General features: G+C 69.3%; 21 protein-coding genes and 1 pseudogene. 13 read left to right on the plus strand and 9 right to left on the minus strand.

Annotated features, from left to right (window positions below; translation table 11 throughout):
• The 8 genes and pseudogenes from ACWC1K_RS43195 to ACWC1K_RS43230 form a co-directional block, all read left to right on the plus strand.
• Positions 1-231, plus strand: a 231-nt coding sequence (locus ACWC1K_RS43195; protein ID WP_356674309.1) for an L-serine ammonia-lyase, iron-sulfur-dependent, subunit alpha, incomplete at its 5' end; no start/stop codon positions are given.
• 659 nt (positions 232-890) lie between these two features.
• Positions 891-1,262: a hypothetical protein gene (locus tag ACWC1K_RS43200; protein ID WP_450838903.1), complete on the plus strand. Its 372-nt coding sequence runs from the start codon at positions 891-893 to the stop codon at positions 1,260-1,262.
• Entirely contained in the window at positions 1,259-4,993 is a 3,735-nt protein-coding gene (locus ACWC1K_RS43205) for an NACHT domain-containing protein (protein ID WP_450838905.1), read from the plus strand. Before ACWC1K_RS43200 ends, ACWC1K_RS43205 begins: the two co-directional genes overlap by 4 nt.
• 306 nt (positions 4,994-5,299) lie before the next feature.
• Entirely contained in the window at positions 5,300-6,205 is a 906-nt protein-coding gene (locus tag ACWC1K_RS43210) for a hypothetical protein (protein WP_450838907.1), read from the plus strand.
• The gene (locus tag ACWC1K_RS43215; RefSeq protein ID WP_450838908.1) at positions 6,202-8,226 is read left to right on the plus strand and encodes a serine/threonine-protein kinase; all 2,025 of its coding nucleotides are present in this window, start codon (positions 6,202-6,204) and stop codon (positions 8,224-8,226) included. The genes ACWC1K_RS43210 and ACWC1K_RS43215 overlap by 4 nt, the downstream gene beginning before the upstream one ends.
• 5 nt (positions 8,227-8,231) lie before the next feature.
• Positions 8,232-9,440 (plus strand): protein phosphatase 2C domain-containing protein, encoded by a 1,209-nt coding sequence (locus ACWC1K_RS43220; RefSeq protein WP_450838910.1) that lies wholly within the window; start codon positions 8,232-8,234, stop codon positions 9,438-9,440.
• Positions 9,441-9,450: 10 nt separating this feature from the next.
• Complete coding sequence (locus ACWC1K_RS43225) at positions 9,451-10,182, plus strand: hypothetical protein (protein WP_450838912.1); 732 nt, start codon at positions 9,451-9,453, stop codon at positions 10,180-10,182.
• A gap of 257 nt (positions 10,183-10,439) precedes the next feature.
• Positions 10,440-10,793, plus strand: a pseudogene (locus ACWC1K_RS43230) (IS630 family transposase); the annotation flags it as partial.
• A gap of 86 nt (positions 10,794-10,879) precedes the next feature.
• On the opposite strand, the gene ACWC1K_RS43235 reads toward ACWC1K_RS43230, so the two are convergent.
• Positions 10,880-11,494: a hypothetical protein gene (locus ACWC1K_RS43235; RefSeq protein WP_450838913.1), complete on the minus strand. Its 615-nt coding sequence runs from the start codon at positions 11,492-11,494 to the stop codon at positions 10,880-10,882.
• Positions 11,495-12,023: 529 nt separating this feature from the next.
• Between ACWC1K_RS43235 and ACWC1K_RS43240 the strand changes: the two genes are divergently transcribed.
• A complete protein-coding gene (locus ACWC1K_RS43240; protein ID WP_450838914.1) occupies positions 12,024-12,866 on the plus strand; it encodes an RNA polymerase sigma factor SigF in 843 nt (280 codons plus the stop codon).
• Positions 12,867-13,327: 461 nt separating this feature from the next.
• Entirely contained in the window at positions 13,328-13,837 is a 510-nt protein-coding gene (locus tag ACWC1K_RS43245; RefSeq protein ID WP_450838916.1) for a MarR family winged helix-turn-helix transcriptional regulator, read from the plus strand.
• Between the two features lie 213 nt (positions 13,838-14,050).
• On the opposite strand, the gene ACWC1K_RS43250 is transcribed toward ACWC1K_RS43245, so the two are convergent.
• From ACWC1K_RS43250 to ACWC1K_RS43275, 6 genes are all read right to left on the minus strand, one after another.
• Complete coding sequence (locus ACWC1K_RS43250; protein WP_450838917.1) at positions 14,051-15,775, minus strand: PP2C family protein-serine/threonine phosphatase; 1,725 nt, start codon at positions 15,773-15,775, stop codon at positions 14,051-14,053.
• Entirely contained in the window at positions 15,762-16,823 is a 1,062-nt protein-coding gene (locus tag ACWC1K_RS43255; protein WP_450838918.1) for a SpoIIE family protein phosphatase, read from the minus strand. Before ACWC1K_RS43255 ends, ACWC1K_RS43250 begins: the two co-directional genes overlap by 14 nt.
• Positions 16,823-17,266, minus strand: a complete 444-nt coding sequence (locus ACWC1K_RS43260; protein WP_450838920.1) for an anti-sigma regulatory factor — start codon at positions 17,264-17,266, stop codon at positions 16,823-16,825. Before ACWC1K_RS43260 ends, ACWC1K_RS43255 begins: the two co-directional genes overlap by 1 nt.
• Entirely contained in the window at positions 17,266-17,679 is a 414-nt protein-coding gene (locus ACWC1K_RS43265) for an STAS domain-containing protein (protein WP_450838921.1), read from the minus strand. Before ACWC1K_RS43265 ends, ACWC1K_RS43260 begins: the two co-directional genes overlap by 1 nt.
• Entirely contained in the window at positions 17,676-18,560 is an 885-nt protein-coding gene (locus ACWC1K_RS43270) for an STAS domain-containing protein (RefSeq protein WP_450838923.1), read from the minus strand. Before ACWC1K_RS43270 ends, ACWC1K_RS43265 begins: the two co-directional genes overlap by 4 nt.
• 142 nt (positions 18,561-18,702) lie before the next feature.
• Positions 18,703-19,863 (minus strand): PP2C family protein-serine/threonine phosphatase, encoded by a 1,161-nt coding sequence (locus ACWC1K_RS43275; protein ID WP_450838925.1) that lies wholly within the window; start codon positions 19,861-19,863, stop codon positions 18,703-18,705.
• A 147-nt stretch (positions 19,864-20,010) separates the two neighbouring features.
• Here ACWC1K_RS43275 and ACWC1K_RS43280 point away from each other — a divergent pair, with 147 nt between their 5' ends.
• Complete coding sequence (locus ACWC1K_RS43280; RefSeq protein WP_450838927.1) at positions 20,011-20,487, plus strand: MarR family winged helix-turn-helix transcriptional regulator; 477 nt, start codon at positions 20,011-20,013, stop codon at positions 20,485-20,487.
• Between the two features lie 369 nt (positions 20,488-20,856).
• Here the strand turns inward: ACWC1K_RS43280 and ACWC1K_RS43285 are convergent, their stop codons facing one another.
• Positions 20,857-21,027 carry a hydrophobic protein gene (locus ACWC1K_RS43285; protein ID WP_351475696.1) on the minus strand — a complete coding sequence of 57 codons (171 nt, stop codon included), beginning with the start codon at positions 21,025-21,027 and terminating at the stop codon, positions 20,857-20,859.
• Positions 21,028-21,348: 321 nt separating this feature from the next.
• On the opposite strand from ACWC1K_RS43285, the gene ACWC1K_RS43290 reads away from it, so the two are divergent.
• Positions 21,349-22,212: a YihY/virulence factor BrkB family protein gene (locus tag ACWC1K_RS43290; RefSeq protein WP_450838928.1), complete on the plus strand. Its 864-nt coding sequence runs from the start codon at positions 21,349-21,351 to the stop codon at positions 22,210-22,212.
• Between the two features lie 125 nt (positions 22,213-22,337).
• Entirely contained in the window at positions 22,338-22,895 is a 558-nt protein-coding gene (locus tag ACWC1K_RS43295) for a GH25 family lysozyme (RefSeq protein WP_450838930.1), read from the plus strand.
• A 35-nt stretch (positions 22,896-22,930) separates the two neighbouring features.
• Here ACWC1K_RS43295 and ACWC1K_RS43300 read toward each other — a convergent pair whose 3' ends face one another.
• Complete coding sequence (locus tag ACWC1K_RS43300) at positions 22,931-23,653, minus strand: NADPH-dependent F420 reductase (RefSeq protein ID WP_450838932.1); 723 nt, start codon at positions 23,651-23,653, stop codon at positions 22,931-22,933.
• Positions 23,654-23,662 lie beyond the last annotated feature (9 nt).

The raw sequence follows: 23,662 nt of genomic DNA on the forward strand, positions 1-23,662 counted from the left end.
CTCACCTGCGACCCGGTCGGCGGCCTGGTCCAGATCCCCTGCATCGAGCGCAACGGCATGGCCGCGGTCAAGGCGGTCACCGCGGCCCGGATGGCGATGCGCGGTGACGGCTCCCACAAGGTGTCCCTGGACAAGGTCATCAAGACGATGAAGGACACGGGCGCGGACATGTCCGTGAAGTACAAGGAGACGGCTCGGGGCGGGCTGGCGGTCAACATCATCGAGTGTTGAGGAGGTGGGCTCTGACCAGCGTGTTCGCCTCCTTCAACACTGTCTGGGCCTTCCCTGCTTACGCGGCGGAAAGTCCCCGGAACGTCCCTGGGACAGACGTGAAAGTCCCTGAAACGTCCCCAGGAAGTCCCCACAGAAGGGACTCCTGACCTACGGATCACGAGGGCGACAGCGATCGTGACGAGTCGTGCCCCTGCGATCGCATCGGATCCAGTTTTCGCAGCTCAGAGCAGTGACCGCGGTCCCACTGCTCGTACGTCGTGGTGCACCGTCCACAGGCGTCCGTGATCAAGGGGAGGCTTTCACTCCGGGCCTTCGCCGCCCTCGGCTCCTCGCCCGGGGGCGACCAACCGCTACCGACGACGGCGGGTCGCCCGCGCGCCAACGACTCTCATGCGGCAGGGGCTGAGCACGGTGTACGGCGGATGGTGGATGACTGTCCAACCCCTCGGTCGTATTCGACCCCCACGATCGCTGCAGGTGCCTCCAAAGTCGCTCTGGATCTCTGTCGGAATGGTGGTGAGAGCCCCTACAGTTATGCGCCCCGCGTGCAGAAGCCGGGAAACGAGGCTTATTTCAGGGAAAGAGCCAACATGGCACCAACACCTATGCGCCGGTTATGGCCCTGGGCCGTGGGATCCGTCTGCGGAGGCGCGATCGTGGCCTTGATCGTCGTGGCGATCGTGGTGGACTTGGGCACGGCCGGCGCCGTCGCCAGTGTGATCAGCGGGGTGGTCGCGCTGGCCGGTCTCACCTTGTCCGTTTTCACCCTGGTGAAGGCCGGCGACCGTACCGGCGGCACGGTGAGCGCAAGCGGCGAAAGGGCGGCCGCCATAGGAGGCAACGCCGGGCGGGTGATCACCGGTGACAACTCCACGCTGCCGGCCACGACGCCAGTACCTCCACTCGCACCGGCTCCCGCGGCCACTCCCCATGCCCCCCAGCCGGACGTCTCGGCGTCGGGAAGCCGCGCCGCGGCGGTGGGCGGAGACGCCGAGGAGATCATCACGGGGGATGGTACGCAGCTTTGATACGCCGCATCACCCGTCGCATAACCGGTCTGGTCCGCCGCCGCTCCCCGGACACGGACGCCGCGACCGGCCTGGAGGCACCCGCTTCAGAGCCGCCCACCGCCGCCCCCGCCGCTCTGGAGCCGCACGTCCCCACACCCCTCGTCCCCGTACCGGCCACGCCGGCCGTTCACCTTGTACCCGCCGTCACGGCCCAGGCGAACGGCGACCGATCCGTCGTGATCGGCGGGGGCGCCGACGTCGTCATCACCGGTGACCACGTCGAGTTCACCATGGCTCCCGGCGCGGCGCCCGAACCCTCCCCCGAAGAGATCGACGCCGCGACACGCAAGTACGCGGACCGCATGCGCGAAACCTACGGACGCCTCGACCTCGCTGTGATCACCCCGCTGGACGACCAGCGCCCGCAGCCCGTCGTCCGCCTCCAGGACGTGTTCGTCCCTCCCTTGGTGCGGGCCGAGTCCCGGCCGGTGGACCTGCCCAGGGAACTGGTGCGGCGATTACTGGAGCAGGGTGAACTGTCGGCGGACCAGCTCACCTGGCCGACGGACGCGCTCACCTCCGTCCGCGCGCGCGGCGCCCACCTCGGGCGGCCCCGCCAGTCTGTGCTCTCCTTGTTGTCCGCACCGGGCAACCGCTGCGTCGTCCTGCTCGGCAGTCCCGGATCGGGCAAGTCCACCGTCGCGCGGTACGTGGCACTGGCACTCCTGGCCGAGGCCGAACCGACCCACCCCGTATCTGGCGGACGGCCCACCGCCCTCGACGCGCTCACAGGAACCCTTCCCGTCATCATCGAGTTGCGCCGCTTCGCCGAACCCCGCTGGCGCAAGGTCGGCTTCGAGGGCCTGCTGCGCCATCTGCACAGTGAGGAGGGGCTGTCCGTCCCGTACGAGGTTCTACGCCTGCGGATGGACCAAGGCCGGGCCCTGGTCGTCTTCGACGGTCTCGACGAGATCTTCGCTCCGATTCTGCGCCGAGAAATGGAACGCAGGATCGCCGAGTTCGCCAGGGCCAACCCACTGGCCCGGATCCTCGTCACCTCCCGGACGATCGGGTACGAGGACGTGGTGCTGGACGAGGCCGGGTTCGGGCACCACGTGCTCCAGGAGCTCGATCAGCCGCAGATCGAGACGTTCGTCCGCCGCTGGTACGCAGTCGCCTGCCCGTACGATCCGGGACTGGCCGAACAGTTGGGCGGCCGACTGGTCGGCGCGCTGCGCCGGTCCCGGCAGATGAGGGAACTGGCGGGCAATCCGCTGCTGCTGACCATCCTCGCCATCATCGGCCGACGGCGTTCGTTGCCCCGACACCGCCGGGGCGTCTACGACCACGCCGTGAGCGTGCTCGTCGCGCACTGGGACCTCGACGCCAAGTTGCTGGACGAGACACTACCGGCCGCCGTGGCGGACGTACTGGGGCCCGAAGAGCGCATGGAACTGCTGGAGTTCCTGGCCCGCCGGATGCAGGAGGGCAGCGTCGGCATCGCCGGCAACCAGATCCACAGGAGCGAACTCCACAGCGTGTTCCGGGAGTTCCTCGGCCAGTACACGCTGCCGGAGCCGGACGTGCGGGCCGGTGCCCGCGCTCTCCTCGCCCATCTGTGGCGACGCAACTTCATCCTGGCGTGGTACGGCGGCGACGTGTACGGCTTCGTCCACCGGGCCTTCCTGGAGTACCTGGCCGCCCGGGACATAGCCGCCCGCTACCGGGACCGGCGGAGCTGGACGGACATAGGGGACTTGCTGGATGACGTCGTCGCCCGGCATGCCGCCGACCCCTCCTGGCGTGAGGTGCTGCTGCTGCTCGCCGGACAGCTGAACGACCGCGAGGCGGCGGCCATGGTCGAGCACCTGCTCGCCCTGTACCGGCGCAGCGCCGACCCCGGCATCCTCGTCCTGGCGGCGCGCTGTCTGGCCGAGTTCGGCCGACCGCAGCTGCTCGCCGCGCAAAGCAGGATGGTCGTCGACGAACTCACCGCCGCCTTGTCGGTCGGCCCCGGTGACGGTCTGAGGGAGTTGGGACCGGTCCTCGCCGGTCTGCCCGAATCATGGGAAGGGCGCGCTCGTTACCTGCGCTGGTTCCATCTGAACGGACAGTTCGTCCCCGAGTACAGCTTCTACGAGGACGGCGGGTTGGTCATCTCGGAGGAGTCCGCCGCCGCGCATCTGGCCTGCCACCTCTACGAAGAGCCGGCCCGGCTACGGACACTGGCCCGCTTCCACCAGGGTGGCGGCATCCGGGCCGCCGCCCTACGGGTGCTGGCCGAGCACCGCCCCAGGGACGGACGCGGTCTGGAGCTGGCGCTCGAACGCGCCGTCACCGATCGCGACGACCGTGTGCGCCATACGGCGCTGCAGGTACTGGGTGAGCACTGGTGGCGTGCGGAACCGGTGCATGCGCTGCTGCTGCGGCGCGTCGCCGAGGAGTCCAGTGACTACGCCCGCGGTGCTGCGCTGACGGCGCTGGCTCAGCGGTGGGCGGACGACGAGCGGACTGTCGAAGTGCTCTGCGCGCAGGCCGAGAATTCGAGGTCCGCCCATGTGGCGCGGATCGCCTTCGGCCTGCTCGGACAGCACTGGGCGGACCGTCCGCAGGTGCTCGCGCTCGCGCGTCGGGCGCTCGATTCCACCGTCGGCGCGGTACGGGCCGGTGCGCTGCGGATGGTCGCCGAGCACTACGAGCCGCGCGAGCACGTTCCGGCCCTGTTGCGTGAGCACGCCGCCTCCGACCAGCACGCGCTCGTCCGTTCCACCGCGCTGACGCTGCTCGCCGAACAGTGGCCGGAGGACATCCTGGAGCCCGGCCTGCTACGGGAACGCGCCGTGGGGGACGCCGAGCCCTCGGTGCGCCGGGCCGCGCTGCGCGCACTGGCCGACCGGTGCGCTGCCGACCCGGACGTATGGACGTTCCTGCTGGGAAGGGCCGCCGAGGAACCGCGAGGTGGAGTACGCGCGTTCCTGCTCCGCTTGCTCGGCGAGCGCCGGCCCGAAGACGAGCGGGTGGCCGACGTGCTGCTGGATCACGCGGCTCACGACCGCAACGGGGGGACCCGGCTGGAGGCGCTGCGGATCGTCGCCGGACGGCGGCTCACTGATGAGCGGGCCGCGGATCTGCTGCTGGTCCGCGCCGTCGAGGAGGGGGAGCCGCTGCTGCGTGCCGCCGCGGTGCGGTTGCTGGCCGGTCAATGGCCCGACGGCGACGCCCGGGCCCGGCGGCTGCTGCTGGAGCGGGCGGTGGACGACCCCGACAGCCATCCCCGGGTGGTCGCGCTCCAGGTGCTGGGCACCCAGTGGCCCGACGATCCCGAAGTGCGCCGCCTGCTGGTCGAACGCGCCGTCGACGACCCCGCCGCCCGGCCGCGCGCCACGGCGCTGGACCTCCTCGGTGAACGGTATCCGCAGGACGAGGAGGTGCGGGCGCTGTTCGCCGACCGAGCGGCAAAGGACCTGGCGTGGCACCCGCGTCAGGCGGCCTTCCGGCACTGGTTGCTGGGGCAGGAGGATGCGGAGGCTCTGGTCCGCGACCGGGCTCGCCACGATCCCGATCCCGCTCTGCGTGAACTGGCGATGCGGATGCTGGTCTGGCAGTGGCCGCACGTGCCCGGCACGGCGGAGACGGTGGAAGAGGCGTTGCGGCACGAGCAGCCGTGGTCGGCCCGGCTGGCGGTCAGGGAACACCATGCGGTTCTCACCGCCCTGCGGGAGCGGCCGGACGCCGGGGACGTGGTCTGAGGCGGGCGGCCGGCGCCGGACCGGCCTTACCGGTTTCACAGAAAGACCGTTCCGGAATGGTTTTCTTCGGCAAAATGTGAAGGGGAAGTCCGAGGGAGGGGCACGGCGACCGGGGGGCGCCGAAAGAGTACGAGGCTTCGTACTGGCCGCAGTACGGGCGGCGGTGCTGGAATTGTCGCCACGGGGTCAGCTCCCGTGGCGCCGAGGGTTCACGCACAGCACGTCGGCTGCCTGAATTCGCCGTCGAACATGACGGCTTGGCTCTCGTCTCTTCGTTTTTCGTCTGCGACGGCAGTTCATGCCGTCATGCCGACCGGTGCTTTCGCGCACCCTTCGGTGAAAGATCATGCGTGGGGGTTGATCATGCACACTATGTTTCGCGCTCAGCGGCCGCGAAGAATTCTTCTTTCCGGTTCGTTTCTGATCACTGCGTTGGTCTGCGGGGCGTGCGCCCCGTCAGGGAATTCCGGCGCCGGAACTGTCGGCGTCAGTGACGACTCCTTTCCGGCCGCGACCCGGCCCGGAGCCGTCGTCGTCGTCTGCCTCGACACGTCCAGTTCCTACCCCATCGCCGAACGCGAGTCGGCGCGGAACGCGGTCGCCAAAGCCTTGCCGAACCTTGTCGTCCCTGGTCGGAAGGCCAGCACGGTCTACGTCTACACGATCGGCGTCAACACGTACGGCGAACCGCCCAAGCTGAAGCTGGACATCCCGGCCCTGCGGGCCCAGCCGGTCGCCGTCGGGGCGAGTTCCGCTCCCCTGCAGGGCAGCCATGTATCCGGAAGCGCGGAGAAATTCGTCAAGCGGTGGGGACAACTGCACGACCAGGCGCTCTCCTCCGCGCGGGCCGAAGGGCAGCGACTGGACGCCCTGAAGGTGTCGGCCTCCGAATCGGGAACGGACCTCGGCGGCTGCCTCAAGAACGCGTCCGACCAGTTCGCCGACCCCTCCCTGAAAGGCCCGCGTCACCTCGTGATGGCATCCGATCTGGACCCCAACGGATTGCAGCAGCAGTCCACGGCACGCCTCGCGGGTGCGACGGTGTCGGTCATCGACTTCACCTGTTCGCAGGCCGTCCGGTGCGACGCACGGAAAACCCGGTGGACGAAGAAGTTCCGTGAACTTGGCGCTGCCACCGTCTCCATCACCCGTCCCGGATATCCCGAACACCTTTTCGGGGACTCCGCCGGTTCCACGGGAGGCGGCGCGTGAGCAACATTCCGGTCATCATCTGGGTCGGCGTCGGCGTTCTCCTGCTGCTGCCCCTGTCCGCCTTCCTGCGCAGGCAACTGCACACCGTCGCCGTCGCCGTGGCCGAGTGGTGCGCCTACTGCGTCTCGCTCGTGACGGCGGAGCTGCAGGAAGCCGCCGACACCACCGGCCGCGCGGTGTCCGCCGCCCGGCACGGCATCTCCAAGGGCGGCTGGCCGGTGTGGCCGATGATCGCCGCGATCATCGCGGTGACCGGGGCGTTCTTGTTCGTCAGGTCCGAGTACTACCTGGTCTCGCTGACCGCCAAGGCCATCTTCGCACCCGACCAGTACGACGCCGCCAAGGGCGTGATCCACGCCAGCGGCCCGGAACTCGAGATGGCCAAGTCGGTGGCCTGGGTCTTCGTGGGCGGGACGCTGGTACTGGGCGGACTGCCGTTCGTCCTGGCCGACCGCAACTCGCATCGGGTCGGCCCGCTCGACCAGCAGCCGCGCAGCGTCAAGCGCGCCGTGACCGGCGCGGTCTACGTGCTGTCGGTGGTGGCCGTGGTGGGCTCGATGGTCCTCGGCTGCTATCGCGCGTACCTGACCACCAGCGGGAACACGGCCGCGACGGGAATGGACAGCGTGGCGGCGTACGCGGCCGGCGGTGGCACGGCAGCCATCACCAGCGTGGGGTCGCTCGCAGTGGGCTGGGCCGTGGACTACGCCTTGATGGGTGTGTGGCTGCTTCTCGTGGCGCTCGTGCACGTGGCGTTCAGGCTGGTCCTGCTGCCGGCCCGCATGGTGACCGACCTCGCGCACCGCAACGCGTCGGTCATCACCCCGACCACGGTGGAGGCCGTGGCCCGACTCGGCGGCTCGGCCGCGGCCGGGCGGCGAGGGCGGTCCGTCACCAGCGCCCGGGGGGATGACAAGGACCTCTCCGGGCAGACCGAGGAAGGCCCTGCCGAGAGCATCGGTGACGACGTGGACGCACCGGTCATGGTGGTGCCGCCCGGCAGCACCTTCGTCGGCCGGTGGCAGGTCGTGGGGGACCTCCCGAACTCCGACACCCCCGGGTACGCGGCCGCCGTCCTGCTCTGCCGGGACCTGCGCCAGGCGGGGGCACCTGCCTCCTACGTCATCAAGCTGCTGTCCAAGGAGGGCCGCAACGCCAAGGAGTGGCGCAGGGAGTTGGAGGCCGCCGAGAAGGTGCGGAGCGACTGGGCGGTCAAGGTGCTCGACAGCGGCGCGACCGAGAAGTGGCTGTGGACGGTCACCCCGCGCTACGTACCGGGTTCGCTCGCGATGTACGGGCGCGGCGTGGTCAGCACGAGGCCTCTGGAGTGGTGCCTGATCATGGTCGAGCAGTTGCTGTGGGGACTCGACGCGGTCCACGAACAGGACATCGCACACCTGGACATCAAGCCGCAGAACGTCTTGCTGTCCTGGGAGGACGACGAACACCGCAGCATGCGCCCCGCGCTCGCGGACTTCGGTCTGGCCAAGCAGTTCTCGCAGGCCAACTCCACCCAGAGCGACCGCCCGCGCGGCACCCCGTTCTACATGTCCTTCGAGCAGATGACGGTGACCAGGTTCCGCGACAACCGGTCCCCCCTGTCGGACATCTACGCCATGGGCAGCCTGCTGTACTGGCTGATCTCCGGCAAACCCGCTCTGTCCCGCGAGGCGAACGCCCTCTCCGAGGACCCTGACCTGATGGTCATCGCGGACCTGATGAAGCGCAACCACCGCCCGGCACGGCTGGACGAGTTGGTCAAGGGTCTGCCGAAGAACGTCGCGGACCTGGCCGACCAGTGGCTGGCCTACGACCCGCACCAGCGCCTGACCGAGCACGACGAGGCGACACCGGCCAAGAACGCGCTGTTCATGCTGCAGCAGGTGACCCAGGAACTGATCAGGGACGATCCGAACGCCCTGGCCATGCCCGTCGGACCGGACATCGCGCTCAGCGGGCTGCCCCGCGGAGCGGAGGAGAGCCTCAGCGACGAGGCGGGCACCAAGACGGAGTCGGAGTAGCCGCCATGCTGAAACTCGCGAACCTGATGGCCATCGTCCTCCTCGTCCCCCTTCTCGCGGTGGTGATCCTTTTGTTGAGAGAACTGCGCCTCACCTTCGTACGCCGTTCCCGACACCAGGACGCCCGCCGGGCCGGGCGCCGCTCGTCGACCGCGCCGCACGGTCACGCGCCGAGCGACCCCGGTGCGCCGAAGAAGGATGTGCGTGTTGCGGCACCCGCCAAGAAGCACACCCCCGAGACGTCCGGCCCCCGTGTCGAGCCCCGGCTGCGCGAGCCGTCGCGTACGCTTCCGGCGCTCGGTCCGCCGACGGCCGTGAAGGGACCGAGCGCCGCGCAGGACGAGACCTCCACGGAGGAACAGCCTCCGCCCACACCGCTCGTGACACCCCGCAAGACGTTGCCCGCGCTGCCACCCGAAAAGCATCCGGAAGCCCCGGACCCCAGGGCGGCAGGGGAGTTGGTGCCGCTGTCGGACACGGTCCCGCGGCGACAGCGTGAGGACGGCTCCGGGGTGTGGCTGCACACCGGTGCGGCGACCACAGCCGGCCGGCACCGGCGACGGAACGAGGACGCCCACTTCGCGGACACGGATCTGCTGGTCGTGGCCGACGGTGTCGGTGGTGCTCCGGCGGGCGAGGTCGCCTCGAAGCTGGCCGTCGAGGCGGTGGTCCGGGCCTGGCGGCGAGGTGCGCAGCACACCCGCTATCACCTCCAGGGAGGCTTCCGGGACGCCAACGCGGCCGTCCTGCAGCACGTGAAGGGCAACCCACGGCTGCGGGGCATGGCCACGACCCTGGATGCCTGCGCCGTGATCGGCGACCGAATCGTGGGGGCGCACGTCGGGGACGGCTATGTCTGGGCGGTGCCTCCCGAGCGGACGACGGTGCGCCAGATCACCAAGCCGCACTCCGCTCCACAGGGGCCGCTGTTGAGGATGATCGGCTCGTCCGTACCGGTTCAACCCGACCTGTGGGTCATCGACGCCCGTCCGGACACCCGGCTGGTGCTGTCGAGCGACGGGCTGCCGGCCGACCTGGACGAACGGCAGCTGCGTCGGCTGATCCTCTCGACCGCCGACATGGCGCCCGCGGAAACCGCTTCGAATCTGATGAAGGCAGCTCTCAAAGCGGGAGGAACCGATAACATCACCGTAATTGTCGCTGATGTGGTCTTCAGTGGATCAATCGACCAGCCATTCTTGCTCAGCGAATGATCGGGGGGTCATGCACAACGCACCAAGAGCGACCGTCGAACTCCCGACGCGGGGCGGCCTGAGGTCCTTCCAACTCGTCCCGGAGCAGCCCTTCCACCTCACCCGGCTGGTGGTCGCACCGGACGACCCGGAAGTCGGACGCTTCATTTCACGCATGCGCGGCCGTTGCCCGCAGATCGCATACCTCGCGAACCGCTGGACCCTGTTGAACGAGTCCCGAAGCCGACGCCTCAGGGTCGCGTTCCCGCGCGGCGGGTACGAGGAGATCGGACTGGGCGGGGCGGTCCGCCTCAGCCCCGGTCGGACCGTCCTCTACTTCGGACCGAACGGCGAGATCCAGGTCGGCGTCGTGATCGGGCCGGCAGCCGAACCCGAGGAGGAGAGCGAGACCCAGTCGGGGACGATGACCTACCGCGGGCCCGAACCCACCCCGCAGGTGGAGCGGATGCTCGTCCAGCAGTCGTCCAGAACCGTGCTGGTCGCCGTCCTGGCCCCGTGGCTGTCCGGGGACCCCGCCCTTCAGGACCTGAAGGACCGTGCGGTTGCCGCGCGGTGCGCCGGCTACAGCGTGGGGTACGTCGACAAGGTACTCAAGGAGGTCAGGGCCGGGCTGTGGCCGGACACCTCCGCCCGCCCCAGCCGTGCCGAACTCGCCGACTACTTCCTGACCCGCGGGTTGCTCAGCGCCGCCGACATGCTGACCCTCCGCCACGTCGGCTGTGGTCACCACCGCTCGCCCTGATGACGAGTGGCGGCGGCACGGCACGCTCCGGCGCCGGCGGCGCCTACCGGGCCGGGGCACGGTGCCCAGCATCAGTTCCGGATTGCGCAGGCCCTCCAGGCGGACGACGCTCAGCAGCCACTCCTCGAAGTCGTCCTGCAGCCGGGCCAGTTCCGGCGGCACTCCACCGCCAGCGGCCACTGGGACGTCTAGAGATCTCTCATGGTTGGGGTTACGGGGGTCGTGACGGTTGTCGTGGGCCGCGCTGTGCCGGAGAGATGAGGTATCCCGATGGCGGTGGGCTGACGGCCGAGGAGCGGGATCGGCGTGAGCAGGTCCGGCTCGCGGCGGCTGACTTGATCGAGGCCTGGGCCAGTAACGGGGAGGTGGCTCGGCGGTTCAGGGTGACCAGGATGTCGGCGAACCGTTGGCGTCGGGCCTTGGCCACGGGCGGCCGCCAGGCGCAGGTCTCCAAGGGGCCCGGTGGCGCCAGATGCAAGCTCGACGCCGATCAGCTACGCGTGCTGGAGGCGGTGTTGGAGGTCGGTCCGGCCGCGTCGGGCTGGAGTGACCAGTGCGGGACGCTGGTCCGCATCGGCGAGATCGTGCGGCGCCGGTTCGGGGCCGAGTTTCGCCGCCAGTCCGATCGTTCCAGCTCAGGAGCACTCTCTGCGTCTACGTCACCCTCTCGTGATCACCGCCCGTGAAAAGGCCCGGGCTAGAGGGCGCTGGGGGGCAGCAAGTGCGGGGCACGGTCGCCGAGGATGCCGAAGATCAGCTCCTTCGCCAGGCCGCGCAGTTCCGCCAGGAAGGCGGCATCGACTTGGCCCTCCCTGGCCCAGATACCGGCGAGGGACTCGGCGCAGGCCTGGGCCAGGTCGCTGTTGAAGTCGCCGTCCCGGATGGCCCGGATCAAAGCCGCCTCGACGAACGGACCAGAGAGGAACTCCAGACACGACGCCGCGTCCTCCTGCTCGTCCTCGCGCGCCGTAGGGTCCTCGAGGAGGCATACGAGCAGAACCGCGCGCTCCTCGTCCGGGATCTCCGGATCGCTCCACACCGGGCCTGGCGACGAGACCGCTGCCGAGTCCTCTTCCGCACTGCGGTGCCGCTCCTTCCTGAGCAGCGTTGCCAGCCAGTTCCTCATCTGGAACAGATCCTCGATTCCGTCCACAATGGCCCTCGCCGATCCCGCTGCCGACCACAGCCCGACCTGCCCGCCGAAGGAGCTGGCCCCGGCGCCGTAGCCCGCGCTCGCAAACCGGCCCGCCAGGCTCACCCCGTCGTGCACGGCCGTCTGCGTGCGCTGGGCCGCTCGGCGGCGTCGCCACATCGTAGATGTCGTATGCGACCGCTGTGGCGATCAGCCTCCGGCCGCGACGGACGCAGGACTGGAGCAAGATCAACATCAAATTGTCCCTGAGAAGTCCCCAGCAACCGAGTGAAGGTGAAGGACAAGGAGACGGCTCGGGGCGGCCTCGCGGTGAACATCATCGAGTGTTGAGGACAGCCATGAGCTCCGGCTCGCTGTCCGCCAACACGGTCCTCGGGCTCGACAGGATGCTGCGGCAGGAAGTTTCGCGTGCTGCCGGGATCCAAGATGAACGCCGGGATCGCCCGGGTCGGGGACGTCTTCCAAGGACAGTCGGCCGCTCCCCCGCCCTCTCACCGCGTGCTCTCCAGCCTGCGCGATGAAGAGCGTCGCGCGACGCGCCTTCCGGTGAAGGAGGCCGTACGCAAAGACGGAGAGCCGAGCGGGAATTGACGGCGCTCGACGAATGCCGGTCGGCGGCCGGGGTATGCGCGTGCTTGCCGGTCGATGGACCGGCACAAGGATGCGGAGCGACTGGGAGGGGTGCTTGATGGCGGCGACGACCGTGCGGACTGCCGAGCCGATGGTGGAGGTTCCGGAGGTCGCGGACCCGTCCAAGGTCACGCCGAAGGATGCACGGGAGATGTCGAAGCTCTTCTTCGGCCAGATGGAGGTTTCTGACGAGGGAACACCGGAGCACCAGTACGCGCGCAACACGCTGATCGAGATGAACATGTCCCTCGTCCGCTACGCCGCCGGCCGGTTCCGCAGCCGGGGTCCGGAGGAGATGGAGGACATCGTCCAGGTCGGCGTGATCGGTCTGATCAAGGCCATCGACCGCTTCGAGCTGTCGCGTGAGGTCGAGTTCACCTCCTTCGCCATCCCCTACATCGTCGGCGAGATCAAGCGCTTCTTCCGGGACACCTCCTGGGCCGTGCACGTCCCGCGCCGGCTCCAGGAAGCCCGCGTCCAGCTCGCGCGTGCCCATGAGGAACTGTGCACCCGACTCGGTCGGACACCGACGGTCAGGGAGCTGTCCGAGCTGATGAGTCTCCCGGAGGACGAGGTCGTCGAGGCCCAACTGGCCTCCAACGGCTACAAGTCGGCGTCCCTGGACGCCGCGATCAGCGGCAGCGAGGACGGCGAGGCCGTGCTCGCGGACTTCATCGGCGGCGAGGACGAGGCCATGGAACGGGTCGAGGACTTCCACGCCCTCGCACCGATGATCGCCGAACTGGACGAACGCGACCGCAAGATAATCCATTGGCGCTTCGTCGAGGAGCTCACCCAGGCCCAGATCGGTGAACGCCTGAACGTCTCCCAGATGCAGATCTCCCGTCTGATCACGCGCCTCCTGGCACATCTGCGCGAAGGCATGCTCAGCACGGAATGACGGGCAGATGACTCCGTCGGTCCGGCAGGGGCCCGCGTGGCCTCTGCCGCGGTGTCGCCCCGGCCGGCCGCCCGGCATGAACTCGAGGCCGGCGGTCGGAAGCAGTGACTGAACATTCTCCGAGCGCACACTCTGCGGTGAACCCGCCGGCGGCTCTCCCGCCCCTTCACACGCGTCCCGCTCGCGCCGACGCGGGGACAGCCCCCGACACTTCTGTGGTACCCCGGTGCCCTTGGTCCCCGAGCTCGCCCCGGGAGGCCAGGGGCACTCCTACCATGGAGCGAAGCCCCGGCACCCCCCATCGGTCGGGCCCCGGTCTCCGGCCCGCCACTGGCGATGTCCGGCCGATCCAGCACCCGCTTGCACCCCTTGCCTTCGGGTACAGCGATGGGATGAGGATTATCTCTTTGGGATGAGAATTATCTCTACAGCGTCCGAAACTGAGTGAAAGCGATGTGTTCGTGACCCGTCTCGACGGCCCAGGCGACGACCGCGTGGAGGGATCCGGTGATGGCCCGGACGCCGTCGCCCTGGAGATCGCCAACGCTGTGGAGAGTCTCGCCGACCTGTGGTCGCTGGCCGCTCAGGAGGCGGCCTTGCGGCTGTCCCTGCACCAGCTGCGGGCGCTGCGGATGCTTCAGGCAACACCCGGACTGAACCTGACCGCTTTGGCCGAGCGGCTGGACATAGGGCTGCCCACGGCCAGCAGGCTGTGCGACCGGCTGGAGGCGGCGGGAATGCTGGAACGGTCCCTGCACCCGCAGAACCGCCGCGAGGTCCGGCTGATCCTCACCACACAGGGACACCGGGTACTGGACGAGGTGGCGTCGCGCCGGGCAGAGGCACTGACGGTCGCGTTGACGGCCATGCACCCGGCGGAGCGGTCGGCGCTGAGCCGCGGAATGAAGGCCTTTCTCGCCGCCCGGAGCGGGGCACCGCCCGCCTTGGGAGAGCCCCCTGGCAACCGGTGACGGGGCCGCGGCGAACTCACTCAGGCTGATCGCGGTGGCCGGGTTCGCCGCATGTGCCGTTGAGGCGCATCGAGAGCATGCCGAGCCGGTCGCCGCGGACGGTGACGGGCAGGTGGGTGACCGGTTGCAGGACTGTGAGGCCACGAGCACGTCAGAACGAAGGAACGCTGCCGCCCGGGATTGGCGCCGGCCACCTCGCCGTCCGTGCCCCCTTCAGGAATTCGGGAGCGGGGTGGTGCGGCACAGCAGGAGGCAGACGTCGTCGTCGCGCTCGGACTCGTGAACAAGGGGTTTGAGGAGGGACTCGGCGCACGCGTCCAGGTTTTCGAGGTCGGTTTCGTGCAGTGCCGCCAGGGTCTGGGCGAGCAACCCGATACCCACGTCGATCCCTTCAGTACGCCGCTCGACCAGGCCGTCGGTGTAGAGCACCAGAGTCGAGCCCGGTTCGATCTCGGTCGTGTGGTCCGCGTACTCGAAGGGAATCGGCACGCCCAGCATGACCCCGGGCTTTTCGTCCAGGACCCGCACGGCGCCGCCGGGAGCACGGACCACCGCCGGGGGGTGGCCGGCTGCGGCCCATGTCGCCTGGGGCTCGCCGGGTCTGAAGCGCGCGATCATGGCGGTCGCGTAGAGGTTGGGCTGCTGGTGGCAGAGCATGCGGTGCAGCCGTGTGAGGATCCGGGCGGGGCTGGTCTCCTCGACCGCGTACGCGCGCAGTGCCGTGCGCAGCTGGCCCATGATGACGGCCGCACGCAGCCCGTGCCCGGTGACGTCCCCTATGACGGTCAGCAGGCTGCCGTCGGGCTGGAAGAAGGCGTCGTACCAGTCGCCGCCGATGTTGAGGCCACGGGTGGCGGGCAGGTACCGGGCCGCCAGGTGCAGGCCATCGGCAGCGGGCAGGTCGGTGAGCTGGGCGCGCTGCAGTTCTTCGGCAGTGTCCCGGTGCTGCTCGTAGCGCAGGGCGTTGTCCAGGGCGATGGCGACACGACGGGCCAGTTCGAGCAGCATGACGCTGGTGTCGGCATCGAAGCGGTCACCCGGTGCCGTGAGGGACAGCACGCCCAGGGTCCGGCGCACGGCCAGGGGGATGCACAGCAGAGGCCGATCCGGCGACAGGGCAGAGGGTGGGCAGTCGTCGGTGCCGGGCAGGCCACCCGGGTGCGGTCCCGCGTGCTGGGGGCGGTCGGTGCGGGCGGCGGTCACCGCGGCGGCGGAGTGGACGCCATGGCCGGCTGTCCGCTCGTCCTCGTCGAAGAGCCACACGTCGACCTGGCTCGCGTACTCCGGCATGAGGAGTTCCGGCAGGCGGCGCACGATGTCCTCGTGATCGAGCGACGCGGTGACGACCGCACTGGCGTTGGCAAGGAAGGTCAGCAGGCGCCGGGCCTTCTCCGCCTCGCCGCGCGCGGCCCGTTCCGCGTCGAGCAGTTCCCTTTGGGTCAGCGCGGCGGCGTCCAGTTCGGCGTGCAGGGCCAGCACACCCTGGTTGGTCTGGTGCAGCTCCTCACGGTGGAGCCGAAGCAGGTTCTCCGACTCGTCCAGGCTCCGCAGAACCGCCGCCGTCTCCTCATCCGCTGCCAGTAGGGCTTCGGCCGACACGACGTCGTTCGGGTGCGCCGAGGGAGGCGGGTCCTGTGTCACAGGGCCGGGGCAGGAGAGAGCGAGGCACCACGGCGAGGCGTGTTCCGAGGCCGGTGCGGTCGGCCGTACGACCGCCTCCAGACGCACGGACCTGTCCGCACCTGGCTGCTGGACGGTGAGGGTGAGTTCCGCCCCGCCTTGGCCGAGACACTCCCGCAACTGTGCGGTGAGTGCGGTCAGGAATCGCGCCCGTTCGATCTCCGGCGCGCCCAGGGAGGCTGCGAGGTGCGCCACGAACGCCCGGGCGTGGGCGGTCTCGGCGGCTGTGGTGATCTTCCGGACGTCAGGCGGGATCATGGCGTCGGTCCCTGGGGTCGGAGGCCAGGACGGCCACGCTGGTGTCGTCGCGCACGGGACTGGCGGCGCTGCTGGCATCACGCAGGATGGTCGCCGCGACCACCGCCGGGTCATGGGTGAGGAGGTCGGGATCGGTCGGCGGTACCCATCGGCTGGGCAGACCGTCGCTGTGCAGAACAAGCAGACTGCCCTGCCCCCAGGGCACGCGACGTACGGGTACGGTCGCCGGGAACTGGGCGCCGACGATACCGGGGTGGGAGATCAGGTGCCCCCAGGAGTCGCCCGCGTGCAGGCGGGCCCCGATGTTGCCGACGCCGGCGAAGGCCAGTTCACCGGTGTCGGTGTCCACTTGTGCCACGGCGACTGCCGCGCCGCGGGTGTGCCGAAGGGCCGGGTGCATGTGGCGCAGGATCTCCTCCGGCGGCAGGTGTGCCGAGCGATGCAGTTCGTCGACGGCGGCGCTGGACGCGTGCGCTGCCTTGGTGCCGTGGCCGAGGCCGTCGGCGAGCATCAGGGTCAGGCGGGTGCCCGACCGGGCGCAGCTCCAGGCGTCTCCCGAGTGCTCGTCCCGGCCGAGCGGTACGTTGATCCCGCCCGACGTCGGGCCCTTCCGCATCCGTTCTTGACCCGTCGCGGGCTCCTGGTCGACCCGGGCGACCGCGACGGTGCCACGAGGAGTGCTGTACAGGTCGAAGCCGCTGGATATCCGCATGCAGGTGCCCAGGCCTGCGCCCAGCGACGCCTCGCTCGTGCTGTACCCGTCGCGGATGGCCGCGGTGACGTCGCGAATGCCCGGACCGTAGTCGATGGCTGTCACCTGCACCCCGGGAGTGCGCGTGACCGCCCCGGGCCGGTCGACGAGGTCGATCACGACGCGGCCGCCCCTGGCGTGCTTGACCAGGTTGGTGGCCAGCTCGGTGGCGACCAGGGCGGCGACCGCGGTCCGGTGCGGATCGAGACGGACATGGGTGCTGGCCGCCTCGACGGCCACCCGGACGTCCCGTACGCGGGTGGAGTCGTGAACCGGAATGTCCCAGACGCGCGCCATCACGACCCCGTCCGTGCCGCGGGTACGCCCGTGGTCCAGGCGATGACGGTGACGGTCGTGCCCTGGCCGGGTTCGGTGTCGATCTCAAACTCGTCGACGAGGCGTTTGGCACCGCTGAGCCCGAGTCCCAGACCGCCCCCACTGGTGTATCCGTCGGTCATGGCCAGCTCGACATCGCGGATGCCGGGGCCGCTGTCGACGAAGGACAGCCGAAGCCCCGGGGTCACGCCTCGGGTGAGGGGCGTGACCTCCACATGTCCGCCGCCGCCGTGGACCAGGGTGTTGCGGGCCAGTTCGCTGGCGGCGGTGACCAGCTTCGTCTGCTGCACCAGCCCGAAGCCGAGGTCGGCTGCGGTCTGGCGTACGTGCTGGCGGACCCACGCGAGGTCCGCGTCCGAGCCGATCGGCAGGGTTGTTTCGACGGCGGGTTCGGAGGCCGGCATCACGTCCCCCTCTCGCGTCCGTCCGAGGCGCTCGGCGTGGACGCCCGAGTGAGGAGTTCCAGTGCGCGATCCACGTCGAGCGCGGTGGTCAGTCCTGGCAGGGTGAGACCCAGCTCGACCAGAGTGATCGCCACAGCCGGACGCATGCCGGCGACGACGGTGCGGGCCGCCAGCAGACTGGCGCTCGCCGCGATCTCGGCAAGAATCCGCCCCAGGAAGGAGTCGACGATCTCCACACCGGAGATGTCGATGATCACACCGGTCGCCCCGCTGCCGGCGATTCGGCGATTTATGTCCTCCTGGAGTTGCTCGGCCATACCGTCGTGCAGCTCCCCCTGAAGGGTGACCAGCAGGGTCTCCCGCAGCGCCAGGACGGGCACCACAGGCGCGGGACCCTGGGAAGGAAAGGTCATCGCGTGCTCTCACGGGGAGACACCTCGATGCCCAGCCGGCTGAGGGCGTAGGCCAGGGCGTCGGCGAGTGAGGCGCGGGTGAGGACGGAGCTGAGATCGATGCCGAGTTGCACGATGGTCTGCGCGATGGCCGGGCGGATGCCGGAGACGATGCACTCGGCACCCATGAGCCGCGCGGCGGCCACGGTCTTCATCAGGTGTTGCGCGACGAGCGAGTCGACCGTGGGCACACCCGTGATGTCCAGGATGGCGTACTGGGCGCGCTTGTCGACGATGCCCTCCAGCAGGGACTCCATGACGACCTGGCTGCGGGCGCTGTCCAGCGTGCCGATCAGCGGTACGGCGACGACGCCGTCCCACAGGCTGATGACCGGGGTGGCGACTTCGAGCAGCTGCTGCCGCTGCCGAGCGATCAGCTCCTCGCCCGAGCTCAGCGCCGTCTGCATCACCACCAGGCGCAGAGTGCCCATCAGGACCGTCAGCGCCAGCAGCCCCTCGGCCGCCTCAGGGGTGGTGGGATCGGAGAACTCCGCCCGCAGCAATTCGGCGACCGGCGACCGCAGGGCGGCCACCTCGTCGGCGATCCGGGCCGCGCTCGACCCCGCCCGGATCCGCGTACCGGACATGCGCCCCAACTGGTCGCGCACGCTGTCGAAGCCGGGCGCGGCGATGTCTTCCAGGCGTCCGGACGAGGCGACGTCGGTCAACGCGTCCACGATGGCCTTGCACGCTTCGACAGCTTCTTCGCGCGACACGGTGAAGACCGTCTTGAAGAGAGGCTCATCGGCCCAGCGCTGAGCAATCTGTTCTCGGCGGAGTTCCAGGAAAGCTCCCAGTCGGCGCGCCGTCGACCCGACCGCCTCTTGCTCCGACACCTTCATCGTCTCCTCTGCACAGGGCCGCCGATCGACCACACCCGAGACGCGATTATTGCCTTATGGCAAACGTTAGCGTCGAGGGCCAGACACAAACAACACGAGATCGCCACATACTGGGGGGCGGTGGTGGCGATCGAGGACCCGGTCAGCTTCCGTGCCAGTCGAGGCAGACGACGAGTGCGTCGTCGTCGGGAAGGGAACGACCGCGGTGGCCGGTCAACTCCCGCAGGATGGCACGCGGAACCTCGGCGGCCGGCAGCAGCCGGGTGACCTGGATCGCCCGGGCGAGGGCGATCTCGCCGTACGCCTCCCCCTTGCGGTCGGCGACCGCGTACACCCCGTCGCTGACGAAGACGAGGCGGTCACCGGGCTCGACCCGGAACTCCTGAGCCACGTAGTCGGTCTCCTCGAACATGCCCAGCGGAAGCTGCGCCTCGAAGGTGACGCGTTCCACCGTCCCGCCTCGCAGCCGCAACAACTGCGGGGAGCCGGCGTCCACGACCTTGGCACAGCCCGTCGCGAGGTCGAAGTCGAACATCAGCACCGACAGGTAGCAGCGGCCCTGGTAGTGGGCGTACACCGCCTGGTCGGCCAGGGCTGCCTGGTCGTCGATGGCGAGACCGGCGCGCCGGGCGTTACGCAGCGCGTTGATGGCCAGATTCGTCAGCAGGGAGGCTTCTATGCCCTCCCCCATGCCATTGGTGACGTAGAGCATCAGGTGGTCGGCCGTCGCGGACCAGTCGAAGTTGTCACCGAAGATCGCATACGCCGGCTCCAACTGCGCGCCCAGCTCGTATTCGGGGCGGGAACAGGAGCGCCCGGGCAGCAACTGCCACTGCATCTCGGCGGCCAGCGTGAGCCGGTCCTTGCGCCGTGCCTGCAGATAGACATCGGTGTCCCGCTCCGCCACGACCACCTCGTGCCCGAGCACCTCCGCGATGTCGGAGAGCTCACCGAGCACGTCCTGAACCCCGCCCTGCTCCGGCAGGGTCACGGACAGCACACCCAGTCGGTCCCCGCGCACGCTGACCGGAAGGTGCACGCGCACGCGACCGTGGGAGGCGGATTCGACGACGGGTTCCTGGGCACCGAAAGCACGGCCCACCACGCTGTTGTGCACGGAAACCGGCTCCTCGGCGTCCGGCAGCTCCGACACCGGCTGGAGCACCGTCAGACCGTAATCGGCCATCAACAGCTCGACGGACTCCGCCCCGTACTGCTCAACCAGCACACGACGGACAGCGCCGAGCAACTCGTGGGGTGCCGCTGCACGCAGAGCCCGTTCAGCGGTCACATATCTGTTCACGGTGGAAAACACACCAATCCTTCGGCCGACACTTACCGGCCTCGCTCGCGACGAGGCCGCTCGACAAGCCGCGCCAAGCCGTCCGAACCATCTCTGGCCGCTGCGGGCGCCTAGTACGCTGGCGACCGTCCCAGTGCCTGCGAGAGTGTGACAGTGGCCGTCTTCCGCCCCCACCCGGAAGCCGTCGAGGTCGCCCGAGTGACCGCGACGGCTGGAGAGTTGCTGGAAGTCCTGTGGGGCCGAGCCTCCACTGCGCCGGCGTCGGCATCGCAGATGCGGGTGCTGTTGACCTTGGAGCACCAGGACGGTATCAACCTGCGCACGCTGTGTGACGCGCTCTCCTCCACGCCACCCGCCACCAGCCGGCTCTGCGACCGGCTGGTCGCAGCCGGTTTCGTCGAGCGCGTGATCGGCAAGGCCGACCGGCGCGAGATCCGGCTGCACCTCAGCAACCGGGGCCGTACCTTCCTCGACGAGCTGCGCGCCCGCAGGGAGCAGGAGCTGCAGGCGGTGCTGAGGCTCATGCCCGTCAGCAAACGAGCGGCACTGCTGGAGGGACTGGAGGCGTTCTGCGACGCGGCTGCGCTGCAGATACACGCGCAGCCCGGCGACCGCACGGCCTGAACGGCGGCCTGCGCCGCCGGACACCCCGGCGCCCGGGAGCGCCGGTGGCCAGCACGCGGAGCGGTCTCCGCCCACCGGACCATTCCGTAATCCTTCCCCGTGCGGTACGACACGGTTACTTTGTTCCCTGGGCTCATTGTTGTCAAATGGCAATAGACGTCTTGGGGACCTTCATGGCTTCGAGTACCCCGGAACACCGCCGGCCGACTGTGAGCCTCGCCTCGAACTTCAGTGCACCGCACGCACGCGGCGCGCCCCGCCCGCGCCGTCGCCGGCGGCCCGGAGCGGGTCGGCTTCTCGCACGGCCAAGCACGGGGTTCGGCCGACGTATCGGCCGAACCCCGTGCTGAAGGCGCGCGCTGGGTCAGATCACCATCGGTACCAGCGTCCTCTGCCACCACCGGCTGTGGTGGAACGCATGACGAAGCCGAGAAGCCACAGCACCAGGACGGCGACGGCGACCCACCACAGGACCTTGAGGGCGAAGCCGGCACCGAAGAGCACCAGCGCGAGAAGCAGAACAAGCAGCAAAGGAACCATGTTTTTGACCTCCTGCACGCTCAAGTGCCCCGCGTTTCTGAAGCCATTCACACACGACCTGTCAGGAGGTGTCCTCCATGACGCCGAGGCGCCATCGGGAACGACCGTGTGGCAGCTGAGGGACAACAGAAATGAATAGGGGCAATGTCCAGGAAGCCAAGGAAAGGCCGAGGAGGCCTTTGAACAATGACCCTTCATGACCTCATGAGGAGACGGGAAAGGGGGCATGTCCGGCGTCAGTCCGGGAAGCCTTTCTTCGAGGCGTCGCCGAGAACTGGAACACGGCCGGGGCCCGAGGCCGGGGGTGAGAGCATCCGCGTCATGGACGATGCAGACGGTCCCACGGCCCACTGGTGGGCGGCTTTGCGCAGGACGCCGACGGCCGTCTGGAACGACGACGTCACCGACTGGGCCGCCGCCCTCACCTACTATGCGGTCCTGGCCCTGTTCCCCTTGCTGCTGGTGGTCCTCTCGGTCCTGGGTCTGACCATGCCCACGGACAAGCCGGAGGTCATCGACCACATCCTTCAGGCCACCCCAGCCGAGTCCCGCGCTGTGCTGCGCGGCACCCTTCGGCAGATGGCCGGGCAGCCGTCGACGGAATGGACGCTGGTCTGCCTGGGAGCATCGGGAGCCCTGTGGTCGGGATCCAGCTATCTGAGCGTCTTCCGCCGGGCGTTGCACGCCATGCACCGGATGAGCTCGCACCGGCCCGTGTGGCGCACCGCTCCGCGCATCATCGCCACAGCCCTCGCCCTGATCACCCTGCTTCTCACGTCGACCCTGGCGTTGCTGCTCACCGGCAGCCTGGCGCGGCACTTGGGCCGAGCACTGAATCTCGGAACGGGACCGCAGGCCGCCTGGCACGCACTGCGGTGGCCGGTCGTGACCGCGGTCGCCGTCGCACTGGTGCTCATCCTGTACCGCTCGGGCCCGGCACGCTCCCGCCCTGTCGGGAAAATGGCTCCCGGCGGCGTATTGGCGGTAGCGCTCCTGTTGACCGTCTCAGTCGGATTCGCCGTTTACACCTCCCATGTCAGCACGTATCACGATCTGTATGGCTCGCTGGCAGGCGTGGTGGTCTTCCTGGTCTGGCTGTGGCTGTCCAATCTGGCTCTTCTTGTCGGCGCTCAGTTCAACGCGGAGCTGGCGAAGCCTGACAACGCGCCCCCACGCAGAACTTGAACGGAGCGCTCGCAGTCGCGCGCTGACGTTTTGCACGTCGTTTCCACATCCGGAACGGATCACCCGTGCAAAGGTGGGGAGGAATCAACCGCTGTCCCCCCACCGGCACTTCAGGGAGTCCTTCCATGCTGCGCGGTATCGACGTAAGCGCCTACCAGCCCTCCTCGTACGGCACGGACGGCCTCTCCTTCGTCTTCGTCAAGGCGACGGAGGGCCGCTCGTACGTCAATCCAAGACTCGGTGCCCAGACGAAACACGGCCGGGACGCCGGCCTCGTCGTCGGCTTCTACCACTTCCTGTGGCCGGGCCATCTCCAGGCCCAGGCCGAGTACTTCGTCGAGCACGCCCCCGAGAAGGCGGGCGACATCCTCGCCGTGGACTGGGAGCGCACCAGCGCCGGGACGCATGCCAGCAACGCGGAGAAGGACCTGTTCATCCGCAAAGTGAAGGAACTGCGGCCGAACAACCAGGTCGTGCTCTACACCAACCGCGACTTCTGGCTCAACGTCGACACGACCTCGTACGCCGGCGACGGCCTCTGGATCGCCGACTACGTCACGGCGGGCAAGCCCCGTATCAAGGCCAAGTGGCGCTTCCACCAGTACACCAGCGAGCCGCACGACAAGGATGTCGCGGACTTCGCCGACAAGGCCGCGCTGAAGGAGTGGGCCAGGAATGGGTGACGTGTGAGTCGTACGGCGGGCCGTACGCGGCGCCGTTACCCCCGGAAGTCCGCCGGGCGTTCCCGGGGCGCCTCCGCCAGTGCCTTGGTCACTGCGTCCACGCCCGCGCGCAGACCGTACACCGGTGTGCCCGGCTGCTGGCGCCAGGAGTCGGCGAGGGTGCCGGTGTCGACCGTGTCGAAGCCGAGCTCGTCGATCAGGTTCCTGACCAGGCGCTTCGCTGCCTCGTCGTCGCCCGCGACCGGGATCGCCTGCCGGTCGGGGTCGCCCGCGGGACGCGGGCGCTCCAGGATGTCCTGGGCGAAGGTGCCGTTGAACGCCTTGATGACGGTGTGGCCGATCTGCTGTGCCGTCCAGGCGCTCTCCGTGAGCCCCTCGTCCTCGATCGCCGCGATCCTGCCGTCCCGCTGCCGGGGGTAGTAGTTGCCGGTGTCGATCACGGCGACGTTCTCGGCCGCGCCGTCCAGGACGCCCGCGGGCAGGTGGGGGATCGCCTTGACGGGGATCGTGATCACCACGACCTCCGCGCCGCGCGCCGCCTTCTCCACGGGCACGGGGGTCGCGCCGGTCTCCTCGGCCAGTTCGGTGAGCGTGTGGGGACCGCGGGAGTTGGCGACGGAGACGTCGTGACCGAGGGCGGTGAGCCGCCGGGTGAGGTTGCCGCCGATGTTGCCCGCGCCGATGATGCCGATCTTCATGACAGGCCTTTCCGTGGATGATGCACGTGCAGACGTCTGGGTCGCGTCAACCTCGGACATCGGCGGCCT

This window comes from Streptomyces sp. NPDC001492, from assembly GCF_053597275.1.